The following is a 15,980-nucleotide window of genomic DNA, read 5'->3' as shown; positions in this document are numbered from 1 at the left end:
GCCCCGGTACCATCGGCACCGGGGTCCTCGAGATCCCTTCCGGACCACCCCCGCCCGCCAAGGTGTAAGGGGTGGTCCGGTCTCATGTCTGGTGTGTGCGGCCTTGCTCCGGTAACCAACCGGAGCAAGGCCGCAGGCGGTGCACGGACAACACCGCCTCTCTCAAATACGGGCCGACCTGCCAAACGGTGGAGCCCGTACCGAGGAATCAAGGACGAGGCCGCCGTCCCCTCCGAGGGAATCGGCGACCGCGCCCGGTCTGGTTGCTGCGCACGGTCCGGCCCCTGGTTCCGTACGTCACCAAGGGGCCGGACCGCTGGCAGCGGCTGGAGCAGGCAACCGCTGCCATCCCCTCCGGCACGTTTGACGGCGAGCGTCCGCAGCGCGGCGCGTTGGGGGCCGCGCTGCGGGCGTTCCGTGCCGGGGGAGTTGAAGAGGCGCAGCCGTCCTTCCTGCCTGACGGCCGCGCCCTGCCTATCGAGGCTGACCGGGCCCTGTCCGGGCTGCCGTCAGCGCGCTTCCCGGCGTGGCTGCCGCCAGGTGCGCTGAACTCTGGTCACGGCGTTCGCGTTGACCCTTATCGAGGGGCCGGTTTTGAACACCATCACGACCTCGCTGCGCCCGTGGGAGAGGTGGAGCAAGCGGGCTTCCTTGACCTGCCGTTGCTCGTCGCCGACGGTCACCATGTCGCCGCGCTGGACCATGTACGCCAGCAAGCGCATCACGCCCGCCCTTCACGCGGTGCCGTCACCACGGCCCACACCGACTTCCCGACCCCGTTCCGGCCGCTCACGCCCCAGCGGTCCGACAACTTGGCCACCAGGACGAGGCCCCGGCCGCTCTCGATGGCCTGATCGCGGAGCTGAGGGCGGGTGTCGTCGGCGTCGTCAACCTGGATGCGTACTCCGTTGGGCTGAGGGAGGAACTGCGTCTCGATCTCCCGCCCCGGTGACACGCGGGCGTGGACGACGGCGTTCGTCATCAGCTCGGAGAGCACCAGGAGCGCCGCGTCCTCGACCGCCGCCAGACCCCAATTCGCCAGGGCGCTGCTCAGTTCGCCCCGCGCGCGTCTGACGGACATCGGGCGTGGCGACCAACGCCGCACCACAGCCTGCCCGTTCATAGAAACAACTGTCTGCTCCATGCCTCACAGCGTCGCGGTTGCACAGGGGCCGCAATAAGGCCCATTGGGATACCCACAGTGGGTAGCATCACCTCAGGCGGCACCGCAGAGACGATCAGTGCAGGTCACCCGACTCGGAGCACTCGCATGCCTCAGCCCTCGCAACAGGTGGGATTACCGGCGCAGTTGCTGTCCAGCCCGGCCATGGTCGCGGCTTGTCGTGAGCGCGACTTCGGGAAGATCTTCAAGCTTGCCAATCGCGCCGGGTTCAACAATGCACGCATCTCACGCCTTGTCGACATGACCCAGAGCCGCATCGGCGAGATCATCGTCGGTCCACGCGGGATCAGGGACATGAACGTCATCGAGCGGATCGCCGATGGCCTGCGCATCCCCGGCCACATGCTCGGGCTGGCCCGCCGGGACTGGGAGCCAACACCTGTCGCCGCCCCCTCGTACCGGCCTGCGGGCGTAGCCCTGTCTGCCCCCGCCAACCCGGTGTGTGCGCTCCCCGGAGCGGATCTGGACAGCATCCTTGCCGTGGCTGCCGGTCCCAAGCTCAGCCCGTCCACGGTCCGTGCGCTCCACTCGTCGATTGAGGACTACTGGCGACGCGACGACGAGCACGGTGGTGAGACGCTCCGCCCCGCCGTCGTAGGACAGCTGCGCTACGTCGTGGAGCTGCTGAAGGAAGCCGGCGAAGGTGAGTACCGCCGCAACCTCTACGGCGTCGCTGCGGAGCTCGCACGGCTCACCGGCTGGACGTACTTCGACGCCCGGCAGTACAGCCAGGCCCGCACCTACTTCGCCGAGGCACTGCAACTGGCCAAGGCGGTCGATGACCGCCCCTTCATGGCGAACGTGCTCTCGTGCATGAGTCTGCAAGCGACCTACGAAGACCGCCCGGCGGACGCGGTCGCGCTCTCGACCGCGGCCCAGGACTGTGCCCGATGGCACGGCGGTACGCCGCGCGTCATGTCGATGCTGTCCCTGCGGGAAGCGTTCGCCCACGCGTCCATGAGCAACCGCTCGGCCACCCACGCCGCGATCAAGGACGCGCACAGTCACTTCGAGCGGATCTCCGACGCGGACGACGATCCGTCGTGGGTCGCGTACTTCGACGAGCCCAAGCTGATCGTGGACACCGGCATCGCCCACGGTCGACTCGGGGAAGCCGATGCCGCCGAGCCGCTCGTGGCCGAGGCTCTGAGGCGCGGGCACTCGGGCAATCACCGCGGCCGCGCCTTCCACTCGTTCTGGCTGGCGAACATCCAGCTGCAACGCGGCAACCTCGACCAGGCGTGCCACACCGCAGGCGGCGCACTGGAGATCGCTTCCGCTGTCGACTCCGAGAGAGTCGCAGGGCATCTACGCGAGTTCCACGAGTTGCTGGTGCCTCACCGGAAGGCGCCCGCGGTCAGGGCGTTCGAGACGCAGATACGGGCCGCCCTCCGGTGAGAGCCGGTCAGCGAATCGATTCATCCATGAGCACGTAGAGCAGACCGACGAGTGAGCCGCTGCTGACGATCTCGCGACGGTCGATCATGCCGCGCACCTGCTCCAGCGGGATCCACTCGATCCGGTCGGACTCGTTCTTCTCTGTCGGCGGCCCGATGTACGTGGCGCCGTCGGCCCGGAACACGTGGTGCTGCGAGTCCGTGATCCCGTTCGCGGGCTCGGCGTAGATCAGCGGCTTGATCGGCCCAGGCCGCCAGCCGGTCTCTTCCTCGACCTCGCGAGCGGCAGCCTCTTCGGGGGTCTCTCCCTCTTCGATCAACCCCATGGGCAGCTCCCACGCCCACGCGTCCGTGATGAAGCGATGGCGCCACATCATCAGAACCTCACGCCGGTCGTTGACCACCGCTGCCACAGCCAGGTGGCGAAGCCGCACCACGTGATGCTCCCAGCGCCGCCCGTCGGGCTGCTCAACATCGACAAGGCACAGGTTCACCCAGGAATTCGTATAGATCTGTCGTTCGCCATAGGTCTTCCACTGCATGCGTGTTGCCCCTCTCGCCGTCAACGCCCAGCATCCCAGAGGCCGGTGCGAGGGTGGAGGAGTGCGATCAACATCGCTGAGTGACGATGAGCGTGGCCGGGATATCCGCGGACCTGGTGCTTGATCAAGGGCACATCAAGCTGTCTGTACAGATGGCCCCTAATGCGGCTGGGGTGTGCCGGATACCGGGCCGACCCGGCGCAGATAGCCCGGGACGTACCCTGTCGGCATGGCAGATGAGTACGTAGAAGGGGCTCCCGCGCGCGCCCGCGTGGGCAGCCTCTCCGCGTCGCGAGGAGCGGCGTGGGGCGTGGTGGATGCACGCGGCCAGCAGGTGGCTGGGGACGCGGGCCAGGGCAAGCAGCGGACGAATGGAGCAGGTCAGTGAACGAGTCTTCGCAGGTCAGCCCCGAACTACCTTTTGCTTATGAAGCCCCAGTCTCGCAGACGCTCTTCGACCGTGCCGCTGTCGTGACGCCCGGTGGCGTGAACTCTCCCGTGCGTGCCTTCCGCGCCGTGGGCGGTACGCCCCGGTTCATGGTCTCCGGTACCGGTCCGTACCTGACGGACGCCGACGGCCGTGAGTATGTGGACCTCGTGTGTTCGTGGGGGCCGATGATCCTCGGTCACGCGCACCCCGAGGTGATCGCGGCCGTCCAGGACGCCGTCGCCCGCGGCACGTCCTTCGGTACGCCGGGCGAGGGCGAGGTGGCGCTCGCCGAGGAGATCGTCTCCCGGGTCGAGCCCGTGGAGCAGGTGCGCCTGGTGTCGTCCGGCACCGAGGCGACGATGTCGGCGATCCGGCTCGCGCGCGGCTTCACCGGCCGCGCCAAGGTGATCAAGTTCGCGGGCTGCTACCACGGCCACGTGGACGCGCTGCTGGCCGCGGCGGGTTCGGGTCTGGCGACCTTCGGGCTGCCGGACACGCCCGGGGTGACGGGCGCGCAGGCGGGCGACACGATCGTGCTGCCGTACAACGACCTGGAGGCCGTGCACGCCGCCTTCCACGCGCACCCGGGCGAGATCGCCTGTGTGATCACGGAGGCGTCGCCGGGCAACATGGGCGTGGTCCCGCCGAAGCCGGGCTTCAACGCGGGTCTGAAGGCGGCCTGCGCCAAGAACGGCGCGCTGTTCATCTCGGACGAGGTCATGACCGGCTTCCGCACGAGCAGGGCCGGCTGGTACGGCGTCGACGGCGTGCGGCCGGACCTGCTGACCTTCGGCAAGGTCATGGGCGGCGGCTTCCCGGCGGCGGCGTTCGGCGGCCGCGCCGACGTGATGGGGCACCTGGCCCCGGCGGGCCCGGTCTACCAGGCGGGCACGCTCTCCGGTAACCCGGTCGCGACGGCGGCGGGCCTCGCCCAGCTGCGGCTGCTGGACGACGCGGCGTACGAGAAGGTGGACGCGGTCGCCGCGGAGATCGGCGGCCTGGTGACCGCGGCCCTGACCAAGGAGGGTGTGGCGCACCGGCTCCAGACGGCGTCGAACATGTTCTCCGTGTTCTTCACCGACCGCGAGGTCACGGACTACGAGCAGGCGAAGGCGCAGCAGTCGTTCCGCTTCAACGCCTTCTTCCACTCGATGCTGGCGCAGGGCGTGTACCTGCCGCCGTCGGCGTTCGAGTCGTGGTTCGTCTCGACGGCTCATGACAGTGCGGCGATCGAGCGGATCGCGGCGGCGCTGCCGGCCGCGGCGCGGGCGGCTGCCGAGGCGACGGAATGACGGACGGGATGACCACTGGCATGAGCAACGAAGCCGGCAAGGCCAAGGGCGGCGGCGAGATCACCGTTGTGCACCTGATGCGGCACGGCGAGGTCCACAACCCGGAGGGCGTGCTCTACGGGCGCAAGCCGGGCTATCACCTCTCCGAGCTGGGGCTGCGGATGGCCGACCGGGTCGCCGAGCACCTGGCGGGGCGCGACATCACGCATGTGGTCGCCTCCCCGCTGGAGCGCGCGCAGGAGACGGCGCACCCGATCGCCAAGGCGCACGGCCTGGACCTGGCGACGGACGAGCGGCTGATCGAGGCGGAGAACGTCTTCGAGGGGAAGACGTTCGGCGTCGGCGACGGCGCGCTGAAGAAGCCGGCCAACTGGAAGTACCTGACGAACCCCTTCCGCCCGTCGTGGGGCGAGCCCTATGTCGAGCAGGTCGTGCGGATGATGGGCGCGCTCGGCGCGGCCCGCGACGCGGCGCGCGGTCACGAGGCCGTCTGCGTGAGCCACCAGCTGCCGATCTGGATCGTGCGGAGTTTCGCGGAGCGGCGGCGGCTGTGGCACGACCCGCGTAAACGTCAGTGCACTTTGGCGAGCCTGACGACGTTCACCTTCAGGGGGGACAAAATCGTGTCGGTCGGCTACAGCGAGCCGGCCCGGGATCTGGTCCCGGCTCATCTGCTCGCGGGCGCGAAGCCGGTAAAGGGCGGGGCCAAGGCATTCGGTGCCTGAGCGTAAGGCCGTCCGGAGACCTTGGCGACCGCCGGTCTAATTCCGGGTAAAGCGCCGTAAAGACCGGCGAAATCGCGCAACCGCCGTACTCGACGCGCCGTCTCACGCAATGTCGTTTTATATGGACGACAAGGTGTATGGAGGCGTGGCGAGTACGGACGGAGACGACATGCGCGAGATCAGCCGACGAGGTCTCCTCGGCATGGGAGTGGGCGCGGGAGCGGCCGCCGCGCTGACCGGCGTCGCCGGCTGCTCCGGTCCCGCGGGCTCCGAGAAACACGACCCCTCGGCCAAGGCGAGCGAGCGGGCCAAGGCGAGCCCGATCGGCGACGGTTCCACGGCCGACGCCGGGCCGCAGCCCAACCAGCCGCCCAAGCCGGAGCGGCTGGAGCCGGGGCAGAAGCCGCCGCAGTTCGTGATCTTCTCCTGGGACGGCGCGGGCGAGGTCGGCAACGGCCTCTTCCCGCGCTTCCGCAAGCTCGCCCGGGACCACGGCGCGCACATGACCTTCTTCCTGTCCGGGCTGTACTGCCTGCCCGAGTCGAAGAAGGACCTCTACAAACCGCCGAACAACCCGGTGGGCGCCTCCGACATCGGCTACCTCACCGACGAGCACATCAAGGCGACCCTGGAGAACGTGCGCGAGGCCTGGCTCGACGGCCACGAGATCGGCACCCACTTCAACGGGCACTTCTGCTCCGGCTCCGGCTCGGTCGCCCAGTGGACCCCCGAGGACTGGGAGTCGGAGATCGAGCAGGCCGTCTCCTTCGTCACCGAGTGGCGGACGAACACCGGCTTCAAGGACCTGGAACCGCTGCCCTTCGACTACCGCAAGGAACTCTGCGGCAGCCGCACGCCGTGTCTGCTGGGGCAGGACAATCTCCTGCCGACCGCCAAGAAGCTGGGCTGGCGCTACGACGCGAGCAACCCCGGCGGCACTCAGGTGTGGCCGGGCAAAAGGCACGGCATCTGGGATCTGCCGTTGCAGCAGATGCCCTTTCCCGGCCATTCGTTCGAAGTCCTTTCGATGGACTACAACATCCTCGCCAATCAGTCGAAGAACACCACCCGGGGCCCCTCGGAGCACTACGACCACTGGCGCCGCCAGGCCACCGATTCCTATATCGCGGGCTTCGACCGCGCGTACGAAACGAATCGCGCGCCGTTCTATGTCGGCAACCACTTCGAACAGTGGAACGGCGGCATCTATATGGACGCCGTCGAAGAGGCGCTGAAATACATCGCCGACGAGAAGCGCAAGGACGTCCGGCTGCTGTCCTTCCGGCAGTTCGTCGACTGGCTGGACGCCCAGGACCCGGCCGTCCTCAAGAAGCTGGCCCAGTTCGACGTCGGCGAGAAGTGGCACGCCAAGAGCGACTGAACGCCGGCGGGGGAGGGGTGGCGGGCGGGGCGGTGCGGGCCGCTCCCCCGTGCGCATACTCGTTAGAGGGGCCCCGGAGGGGGGTGCGGAAGATCCCTAAACGGACCATGCGAAACTTTTCACATGAGTGCCTGCCGCGCCCTTCGACGCCCCGAATCCCGCCGTCGCACCACCCTGCTGGCCGCCTGCACCGCCCTCGCGGCCCTGACCCTGACCGCCTGTGGCTCGGGTGACAACCCGAAGAGCGGGGGTCAGACCCAGTTCGTGCAGGGCACCGGCGGCGTGAGCGTCGTGAACGACAAGAGTGCCCGGCAGAACGCGCCGGACCTCTCGGGCAAGACGCTGGAGGGCAAGGAACTCGACGTCGCCAAGGACTACAAGGGCAAGGTCGTCGTCCTCAACGTCTGGGGCTCCTGGTGCTCCCCCTGCCGCGGCGAGGCGAAGAACCTCGTCACGGTCGCCAACGACTACAAGGACAAGGGCGTCCAGTTCGTGGGCATCAACACCCGCGACACCGACCCCGCCCCGGCCCTGCGGTTCGAGAAGGAGTTCGAGGTCCCGTACCCGAGCCTCTACGACTCCGGCGGCCAGCTGCTGCTCCGCTTCCCCAAGGGCAGCCTCAGCCCCCAGTCGATCCCCTCGACCGTCTTCGTCGACCGCAACGGCAAGATCGCGGCACGGGCGATCAAGGCGCTGACCGAGGACGAGCTGCGCAAGACGCTCGACCCGCTCGTCGCGGAGAAGTGACCCGGTGACCACCGTCACCCTCGCCGCCGCCGTCGGGGACATGAACCAGACCGTCCTCACCGGCGCCCTGCTGCTCGCCCTGCCCGTCGCCGTACTCGGCGGGCTGGTCTCCTTCTTCTCGCCCTGTGTGCTGCCGCTCGTGCCCGGCTACCTCTCCTACGTCACAGGCGTCAGCGGCACGGACATGGCGGAGGCCAAGCGCGGCCGGATGCTCGCCGGGTCGCTGCTCTTCGTGCTCGGCTTCAGCGCGGTCTTCGTCTCCGGCGGCGCGCTGTTCGGCAACTTCGGCCAGGACCTCCAGAGCTACCAGGCCACGATCTCCAAGGTCCTCGGCGTCCTCACCATCGTGATGGGCCTCGCCTTCATGGGCCTGCTCTCCCGCTGGGGCCAGCGGGAGTTCCGCTTCCACCGCAGGCCGACGATGGGGCTGGCCGGCGCGCCGCTGCTGGGCGCGATGTTCGGCGTCGGCTGGACGCCCTGCATCGGCCCGACGCTCGCCTCCGTCCAGTTCCTCGCCCTCAACCAGGGCAGCGCCGGGCGCGGCGCGCTGCTGATGTTCGCCTACTGCCTGGGCCTCGGCCTGCCGTTCATACTCGCCGCCCTCGCCTTCCGGCGCGCTCTCGGCGCGTTCGGCTGGATCAAGCGGCACTATGCGTGGGTCATGAGGCTCGGCGGCGCCATGCTCATCACGGTCGGCGTGCTGCTGCTCACCGGCGCTTGGGACCACCTGATCGGCATGATGCGCCAGTGGTCGCAATCCTTCGTTCTCGAGGTCTGATCACATGACTAAGACAGAGACCACCCCCGCCACCGAGGACAAGGACATCGGCGTCGCCGGTTCCCAGCTGTCCACTGCGCCCGCCGAGGACGGCGGCCAGGCGGTGCCCGGCTCGTTCGGCGGCGTGCGCCGCCCCGGAGCCCTGGGGTGGCTGGGCTGGTCATGGCGGGAGACCGTCGGCTGGGTGCGCTGGTTCTGGCGCCAGCTGACGTCGATGCGGGTCGCGCTGATCCTGCTCTTCCTGCTCTCGCTCGCCACGATCCCCGGCTCGCTCGTCCCCCAGACGAGCGTCGACGCGGTGAAGGCCGAGAACTGGAAGAAGGCGCACGAGACCGTCGCCTCCGTCTACGACAAGCTCGGGCTCTTCCACGTCTACACCTCGGTGTGGTTCTCCGCGATCTACATCCTGCTGTTCACCTCCCTGGTCGGCTGCATCATCCCGCGCACCTGGCAGTTCGTCGGCCAGCTCCGCGGCCGCCCGCCGGGCGCGCCGAAGCGGCTGACCCGGCTGCCCGTCCACACCACCTGGCACACCGAGGCGGAGCCCGAGCAGGTGCTCGCGGCGGCGGGGAAGCTGCTCAAGAAGCGGCGCTTCCGCACGGAGGCCTCCGGTGACGCGGTGGCCGCCGAGAAGGGCTATCTGCGCGAGGCCGGCAACCTCGTCTTCCACATCGCGCTGATCGTGATGCTCCTGGCCTTCGCGTCCGGGCAGCTGTGGAAGTCCGAGGGCCAGAAGCTGATGGTCGAGGGCGACAAGTTCGCCAACACCCTCACGCAGTACGACGACTTCAAGTCGGGCTCCCTGTTCAAGGCGGAGGACCTCAAGCCCTTCGGCTTCACGATGGACAGCTTCGAGGGCACGTACGAGCGCACCGGCCCCCAGCGCGGCACGCCGCGGAAGTACGAGGCCGGGGTCACGTACTGGGACGGCGCGGACGGCGCTCCCAAGAAGACGACGATCAAGGTGAACGAGCCGCTGGAGACGGCGGACTCGAAGGTCTACCTGATCGGCCACGGCTACGCGCCGGTCGTCACCGTCCGGGACGGCAAGGGCGAGATCGCCTACCGCGGCGCGGTGGCCTCGCTGCCGCTGGACGCCAACGTCACCGAGTCCACGGTCATCAAGGTGCCGGACACCCGGGACAAGGACGGCAACAAGACCCAGCTCGGCTTCAAGGGCCTCTTCGTGCCGACGCAGGACCCGGCGATGCCCATGGTCTCGAAGTTCCCCGCGCTGGACAATCCGCGGCTGGTCCTCACCGCCTACCGCGGCAGCCTCGGCATCGACTCCGGCCTGCCGCAGAGCGTCTACCAGCTCGACGTGTCCAAGATGAAGCAGTACAAGGACGGCAAGAACCCGTTCGCGCAGAACCTCAAGGTCGGCGACACCATGACGCTCCCGGACGGCGCGGGCACGCTCAAGTTCGAGGGCATCAAGCCCTGGGCCACCTTCCAGGTCTCCCAGCAGCCCGGCAACAGCATGGCGCTCGTCGGCGCGGTCGCCGCCCTCGTCGGTGTGGCCGGGTCGCTGTTCATCCAGCGCCGCCGCGTCTGGGTGCGGGCCGTGCGCGGTGCCGACGGGCGGACCGTCGTCGAGATGGCGGGCCTCGGCCGCAGCGAGTCCGCCAAGCTGCCCGAGGAGATCGGCGACCTTGCCGGCGCCCTCCAGCCGGACGCCCCGCCCGTGGCCCCGGAAGAACCCACCGAGTCCGCTCAGCCCGAAGATTCCGCTGATCCCTCCGAAGGAGCGCGCGCGTGACCTCGATCGCTGCCGCAGCCAACGAGAACCTGGCGAATACCAGCAATGTGCTGATCTATTCGGCCATGGCCGTCTACACCCTGGCCTTCCTCGCGCACATCGCGGAGTGGGTGTTCGGCAGCCGCAGCGCGGTCGGCCGCACCGCCGCCGCGATCACCGTCGAGGCGCAGGCCCCGGCCGCCGCGGCCAAGGCCGCGCAGGGCGGCGGCACCGCCGTCCTGGAGCGCCCCAAGGTCGTCACCCGGTCCGCCGTCGGCAGCCGCGACATCCCCGACGGCCCGGGCGCGGCCGGCACCAGCGAGAAGGGCGACGTCTACGGCCGCATCGCCATCTCCCTGACCGTCCTCGCCTTCCTGCTGCACGCGGGCGCCGTCCTCACCCGGGCGCTGTCCGTGGAGCGGGCGCCGTGGGGCAACATGTACGAGTTCTCCACGACCTTCGGCATGGTCGTCGTCGCGGTCTACCTCATCCTGCTGGTCGCCAAGAAGAACGTGCGCTGGCTCGGCCTCCCGCTGACCACCACGATCCTGCTCGACCTGGGCCTGGCCCTGTCGGTCCTCTACACCGACAGCGACCAGCTGGTGCCCGCCCTCCACTCGTACTGGCTGTGGATCCACGTCTCCTGCGCGATCCTCTCCGGCGCGGCCCTGTGGGTCGGCGCGTGCTCCACGCTGATGTACCTCATCCGTGACGGCTACGAGGCCCGCCTGGTCACCGGCCGGACCGGTGCCGGTCTCGACCGCTACCTCGCCGAGCTGCCGCAGGACCGCAAGTACGCCCGCCTCAAGGCCAGGATCGCCAGGAGCACGGACAACCCGGTCTCCCGGCTGCCCGCCGCCGCCACGCTCGACAAGTTCGCGTACCGCATCAACGCGACCGTCTTCCCGCTGTGGACCTTCACCATCGTCGCGGGCGCCATCTGGGCCGAGGCCGCCTGGGGCCGCTACTGGGGCTGGGACCCCAAGGAGGTCTGGTCCTTCATCACCTGGGTCGCCTACGCCTGCTACCTGCACGCCCGCGCCACCGCCGGGTGGAAGGGCCGCAAGGCCGCGTACATCGCGCTGGCCGCGTTCGCCTGCTACATCTTCAACTACTACGGCGTGAACATCTTCGTCACCGGCAAGCACTCCTACGCCGGCGTCTGACCGCTCCGTACGCGACGGCCCGCCCTCCTCCCGGAGGGCGGGCCGTCGTGCTTCTCACCGGCGCGGGCGGCTGCCCTTCTCCTGCTGCGGGGGCGTCTGGTGGGAGTCCGGCAGCTTCGGCTTGGGCAGGTGGGTGACGTCCCACTTGGCCTGGGCGAGCTGCTTCGCGGTGTCGTGGGGCAGCGCGGGCGGCTTCGCCCTCGGCTGTTCGAAGCCGAAGGCGGAGGTGAGGTCGCCGAAGGCGTGCCTGCGCCAGGCGCTGATGTTGGGCTCCTTGACGCCCGTCACCCGCTCCAGGAACCGCAGGCAGGAGGTGTGGTCGAAGGCCTCGCCCGCGGCCCAGCCGCCCACGGTCCACGGCGAGACGATCAGGCACGGGACGCGGAAGCCGCCGCCGATCGGCAGGCCCTTGACGAACTCGTCCCGGGTCCCCGCGGGCGGCACCGGCGGGGGCACGTGGTCGAAGAGGCCGTCGTTCTCGTCGTAGTTCAGGATGAAGACGGTCTTCGCCCACACCTCGGGGTTGTCGGCGATGGCCTCGATCTTCTTGGCGACGTAGTCCGCGCCCGCGGCGGGCAGGAAGTCCGGGTGCTCGGACTGCCCGGCGGTGGGGATCAGCCAGGAGACGGTGGGCAGCCGGCCGTTGCGGGCGTCGTCCTCGAAGGTGCCCGCCGGCTGCCGGCGCATCCCGCGCTCGTACAGCGGATTGCCGGGCCTGGCGTCCTTGAACTGCTGGAACTCCTCCAGCAGGTTGCACTCGTAGTTGTCCTGCTCCTGATAGACGCGCCAGCTGACACCGGCCTTCTGGAGCCGCTCGGCGTAGGTGGTCCAGCGGTACGGCTTGGGAGCGTCATTGCTGATCACCGGGCCGCCGTGGGCGCCCGCGGGGTCGATGGTGCCCGTCATCCAGTAGAGCCGGTTGGGCCAGGTGGGGCCGAAGACCGAGCAGAAGTAGTTGTCGCAGAGCGTGAAGTTCTCGGCGAGCGCGAACTGGAACGGGATGTCCTCGCGCGTGTGATAGCCCATCACGTACGGCCCGTTGACCCCGTCCGCCTTGCGGTGCGCGGGCAGCCAGCGGTCCATCTTCCCGCGGTTCCACGCCTCGTGCTGGACCTCCCACGCGTGGCTGGTGGAGGGGATCGCCTGGGCGCTCGACTTGTGGGTGTCCAGGCGGAACGGCAGCAGGTGCCCGGCGGCGTTCTGCGGGTCCGGCTGGTGGAAGACCGTACGGCCGTCGGGGAGCTTGAGCGCGTCCGGGTCGTCGAAGCCGCGCACGCCGTTGAGAGTGCCGAAGTAGTGGTCGAAGGAGCGGTTCTCCTGCATCAGCAGGACCACGTGCTCGATGTCGCCCAGCGAGCCGCGCCGGGCCGGTCCGGCGGCGACCGCCCGCTGCACGCTCGGCGGCAGCAGCGACAGCGCCGCCGCGCCGCCCACCGCCCCCGCCGCCGCACCGAGGAGTCTGCGTCGGGTCATGTCGGGCATGGCGTGCCCCTCTCCCTGGAGTCGCGTGAGGCCACAGTGTGACCCCACAGACTCTCCCGGCACAGGGGTGTCGAGGGCAGGAGGAGGCGTGTGAACGGTGCGTCAAATGGCGGTGAAGAGGCACCAGTTGGGAGAAACGGTCATCGTATTCGCGGCGGACTTCCACCCCATCGGGTGATGCGCCGCTAGCCCGTACGGCAGTGTTTGATCCCGGGCGTCAGCCCTGCGTGCCGCTGCCGTTCTGGTCGTCGCGCCGCAGCGAGCGGAGGAACTCCGGGTTGTCGTCCGGCGCCACCCACCGCTGCCCGCCGTCGCGCCCGCCCGGGCGGGTCCGCTCGGCGCCGCGGCGACGGCCCGCGATCATCCACGCGACCGGCCCGACCAGCACCCCGCCGAAGAGCAGGATGACGATCACCCAGCCGATCTTCGGCAGGCCGCGCACCTCGTCCTCGGGAGTGTTCAGGCAGTCGATGAACGCGTAGATCCACAGGCCCAGGACCAGCAGTGACGGCAGATACCTGAGCATGGTGGCGGGCTCCCCGAGAGCGGCGGTACGGGCCGAACGCGGCCCCCGTGACGGCTCCAGGGTAGTCCGTGCTTGATACTGGAACGCATGGCTTATGACGATCTTCGCTCGTTCCTCCGGGCGCTGGAGCGCGACGGTGACCTCAAGCGCATCAAGGCCGAAGTCGACCCGTACCTGGAAATCGGGGAGATCGTCGACAGGGTGAACAAGGCCGGCGGGCCCGCCCTGCTCTTCGAGAACGTCAAGGGCGCGGCGATGCCGCTCGCCATGAACGTCTTCGGCACCGACCGCCGGCTGCTCAAGGCGCTCGGCCTGAAGTCCTACGACGAGATCAGCGAGAAGATCGGCGGACTGCTCAAGCCCGAGCTGCCGCACGGCTTCGTCGGGGTCCGCGAGGCCTTCGGCAAGCTGGGCTCGATGGTCCATGTGCCGCCGAGGAAGGTCAAGGAGGCACCGGTCCAGGAGGTGGTGCTGACCGGCGACGACGTCGACCTCGACCAGCTGCCCGCGCTCTTCACCTGGCCCGAGGACGGCGGCTCCTTCTTCAACCTGGGCCTCACGCACACCAAGCACCCCGAGACCGGCGTCCGCAACCTCGGTCTCTACCGCCTCCAGCGCCACGACAAGCGCACCATCGGGATGCACTGGCAGATCCACAAGGACAGCCGCAACCACTACCAGGTGGCGGCCAAGCGCGGCGAGAAGCTGCCCGTCGCCATCGCCTTCGGCTGCCCCCCGGCCGTGACCTACGCCTCGACCGCGCCGCTCCCCGGCGACATCGACGAATATCTCTTCGCGGGCTTCGTCTCGGGCAAGCGGATCGAGATGGTCGACTGCAAGACCGTGCCGCTCCAGGTCCCGGCGAACGCCGAGGTCGTCATCGAGGGCTGGCTGGAGCCGGGGGAGATGCTCCCGGAGGGCCCCTTCGGCGACCACACCGGCTTCTACACCCCGCAGGAGCCGTTCCCCGCGCTGACCATCGACTGCGTGACGATGCGGTCGCGGCCGCTGCTCCAGTCGATCGTGGTCGGCCGCCCGCCGACCGAGGACGGTCCGCTGGGCCGGGCGACGGAGCGGTTCTTCCTGCCCCTGCTCAAGATCATCGTGCCGGACATCGTGGACTACCACCTGCCGGAGTCGGGCGGCTTCCACAACTGCGCGATCGTCTCGATCGACAAGAAGTACCCCAAGCACGCCCAGAAGGTGATGCACGCCATCTGGGGCGCGCACATGATGTCGCTGACCAAGCTGATCATCGTGGTCGACAGCGACTGCGACGTGCACGACCTGCACGAGGTGTCCTGGCGGGCGCTGGGCAATACCGACTACGCGCGTGACCTCACGGTCGTCGAGGGCCCGGTCGACCATCTCGACCACGCCTCCTACCAGCAGTTCTGGGGCGGCAAGGCGGGCATCGACGCGACCGCGAAGTGGCCCGAGGAGGGCTATACGCGGGACGGGGGCTGGCCGCACATGGTCGAGTCGGATCCGGAAGTCGCCGATCGGGTGACGAAGCGCTGGAAGGAGTACGGACTGTGAGGAACAGTTCCAACATGGAGAGCGGCGGTGCGGATCCGGGATTTTCCCGCATCCGCGGGGGTGAGCCGGAGTACGGGCTGTGACGTCAGCTGCCGAGGGGGTCCTGAGCCCCGGACCCGCGCCGTCCACCGGCAAAATCCGCGCGTTCCTGCGCCTCGTGATGATCGAGCACTCGGTCTTCGCGCTGCCCTTCGCGTACATCGCCGCGCTCACCGCGATGTTCCAGGAGTACGGCGACGTCCACTGGACGCGGCTGCTGCTGGTCACCGTCGCCATGGTGGGCCTGCGCACCTTCGCGATGGCCGTCAACCGGATCATCGACCGGGAGATCGACGCCCGCAACGCCCGTACGGCGGGGCGCGAGCTGGTCACCGGCGCCGTCTCCGTGCGGACGGCGTGGACGGGCGCGCTGATCGCCGTCGTGGTCTTCCTGGGTGCGGCGGCGCTGCTGAACCCGCTGTGCCTGGCGCTCGCGCCGGTCGCCGTGATCCCGATGGTGGTGTACCCGTACGGGAAACGGTTCACCAACTTCCCGCACGCGATCCTCGGCCTGGCGCAGGCCATGGGCCCGGTCGGGGCATGGCTCGCGGTCACCGGGCAGTGGTCCTGGGACGCGGTGATCCTCGGGCTGGCCGTGGGCATCTGGATCGGCGGCTTCGACCTGATCTACGCCTGCCAGGACGTGCTGGCGGACCGGGTGCACGGCGTGAAGTCCACCCCGGCGCGCTTCGGCGTCCCGGCGGCGCTGCACGGTGCGCGCGTGTGTCACGTCATCACGACGGGTCTGCTCGTCTGGTACGGCCTCGCGATCGACGCGGGTGTCTTCTGGTGGGTGGGTCTCGGCTTCGCCGCGGCGTCGTTCGTCTATGAGCACTCGGTCGTCCGGCCGCACGACCTGTCCCGGCTCAACAGGGCGTTCTTCACGGTCAACGGCGTGATCGGCATCGTGCTCTTCGTCTTCGCGCTGCTGGACCTCGTCAACCTCGGCCTCGGCTGGTAACCCGCCCGGGTAGCTGCGTCCCGGCCCGCTGGCCGCGGGGCGACGCGCCGCTGC

At 69.3% G+C, this 15,980-nt stretch carries 15 protein-coding genes; 10 read left to right on the top strand and 5 right to left on the bottom strand.

What is annotated here, in order from left to right:
* Positions 1-509: 509 nt before the first annotated feature.
* Both ABD269_RS08900 and ABD269_RS08895 read right to left on the bottom strand, forming a co-directional pair.
* Positions 510-722, bottom strand: coding sequence for a hypothetical protein (locus ABD269_RS08900; RefSeq protein WP_344117229.1), 213 nt, complete (start codon positions 720-722; stop codon positions 510-512).
* The gene (locus ABD269_RS08895; protein WP_344117228.1) at positions 722-1,081 is read right to left on the bottom strand and encodes an ATP-binding protein; all 360 of its coding nucleotides are present in this window, start codon (positions 1,079-1,081) and stop codon (positions 722-724) included. The genes ABD269_RS08900 and ABD269_RS08895 overlap by 1 nt, the downstream gene beginning before the upstream one ends.
* 189 nt (positions 1,082-1,270) lie before the next feature.
* Between ABD269_RS08895 and ABD269_RS08890 the strand changes: the two genes are divergently transcribed.
* Positions 1,271-2,581, top strand: a complete 1,311-nt coding sequence (locus ABD269_RS08890; protein WP_344117226.1) for an NsdA family TPR-like regulatory protein — start codon at positions 1,271-1,273, stop codon at positions 2,579-2,581.
* A gap of 7 nt (positions 2,582-2,588) precedes the next feature.
* On the opposite strand, the gene ABD269_RS08885 is transcribed toward ABD269_RS08890, so the two are convergent.
* A complete protein-coding gene (locus tag ABD269_RS08885) occupies positions 2,589-3,122 on the bottom strand; it encodes an NUDIX hydrolase (protein ID WP_116212620.1) in 534 nt (177 codons plus the stop codon).
* Between the two features lie 384 nt (positions 3,123-3,506).
* Between ABD269_RS08885 and hemL the strand changes: the two genes are divergently transcribed.
* The 7 genes from hemL to ccsB all read left to right on the top strand — a co-directional run bounded on the left by hemL (position 3,507) and on the right by ccsB (position 11,379).
* The gene (gene hemL / locus ABD269_RS08880) at positions 3,507-4,844 is read left to right on the top strand and encodes a glutamate-1-semialdehyde 2,1-aminomutase (protein ID WP_344117224.1); all 1,338 of its coding nucleotides are present in this window, start codon (positions 3,507-3,509) and stop codon (positions 4,842-4,844) included.
* Between the two features lie 20 nt (positions 4,845-4,864).
* Positions 4,865-5,569 carry a histidine phosphatase family protein gene (locus ABD269_RS08875; RefSeq protein WP_344117223.1) on the top strand — a complete coding sequence of 235 codons (705 nt, stop codon included), beginning with the start codon at positions 4,865-4,867 and terminating at the stop codon, positions 5,567-5,569.
* Positions 5,570-5,738: 169 nt separating this feature from the next.
* Complete coding sequence (locus ABD269_RS08870) at positions 5,739-6,950, top strand: polysaccharide deacetylase family protein (protein WP_301894429.1); 1,212 nt, start codon at positions 5,739-5,741, stop codon at positions 6,948-6,950.
* Positions 6,951-7,073: 123 nt separating this feature from the next.
* Positions 7,074-7,697, top strand: coding sequence for a TlpA family protein disulfide reductase (locus tag ABD269_RS08865; protein ID WP_301886544.1), 624 nt, complete (start codon positions 7,074-7,076; stop codon positions 7,695-7,697).
* Positions 7,698-7,737: 40 nt separating this feature from the next.
* A complete protein-coding gene (locus tag ABD269_RS08860; protein WP_301894430.1) occupies positions 7,738-8,475 on the top strand; it encodes a cytochrome c biogenesis CcdA family protein in 738 nt (245 codons plus the stop codon).
* Positions 8,476-8,479: 4 nt separating this feature from the next.
* A complete protein-coding gene (gene resB / locus ABD269_RS08855) occupies positions 8,480-10,234 on the top strand; it encodes a cytochrome c biogenesis protein ResB (RefSeq protein WP_344117222.1) in 1,755 nt (584 codons plus the stop codon).
* On the top strand, positions 10,231-11,379 hold the full coding sequence (gene ccsB, locus ABD269_RS08850) for a c-type cytochrome biogenesis protein CcsB (RefSeq protein ID WP_344117221.1): 1,149 nt from the start codon (positions 10,231-10,233) through the stop codon (positions 11,377-11,379). Before resB ends, ccsB begins: the two co-directional genes overlap by 4 nt.
* Before the next feature lie 54 nt (positions 11,380-11,433).
* Here the strand turns inward: ccsB and ABD269_RS08845 are convergent, their stop codons facing one another.
* Positions 11,434-12,861: a phosphocholine-specific phospholipase C gene (locus tag ABD269_RS08845; protein ID WP_344117220.1), complete on the bottom strand. Its 1,428-nt coding sequence runs from the start codon at positions 12,859-12,861 to the stop codon at positions 11,434-11,436.
* Between the two features lie 217 nt (positions 12,862-13,078).
* Positions 13,079-13,387, bottom strand: coding sequence for a PLDc N-terminal domain-containing protein (locus ABD269_RS08840; RefSeq protein ID WP_344117219.1), 309 nt, complete (start codon positions 13,385-13,387; stop codon positions 13,079-13,081).
* An 87-nt stretch (positions 13,388-13,474) separates the two neighbouring features.
* On the opposite strand from ABD269_RS08840, the gene ABD269_RS08835 reads away from it, so the two are divergent.
* The gene (locus ABD269_RS08835) at positions 13,475-14,926 is read left to right on the top strand and encodes a menaquinone biosynthesis decarboxylase (protein ID WP_301886549.1); all 1,452 of its coding nucleotides are present in this window, start codon (positions 13,475-13,477) and stop codon (positions 14,924-14,926) included.
* Between the two features lie 79 nt (positions 14,927-15,005).
* Entirely contained in the window at positions 15,006-15,926 is a 921-nt protein-coding gene (gene mqnP / locus ABD269_RS08830) for a menaquinone biosynthesis prenyltransferase MqnP (protein ID WP_344117218.1), read from the top strand.
* The last annotated feature ends 54 nt before the right edge of the window (positions 15,927-15,980 follow it).

Source organism: Streptomyces blastmyceticus, assembly GCF_039521185.1.
GTDB lineage: Bacteria > Actinomycetota > Actinomycetes > Streptomycetales > Streptomycetaceae > Streptomyces > Streptomyces blastmyceticus.
This window is presented reverse-complemented; position numbering and strand designations above follow the sequence as displayed.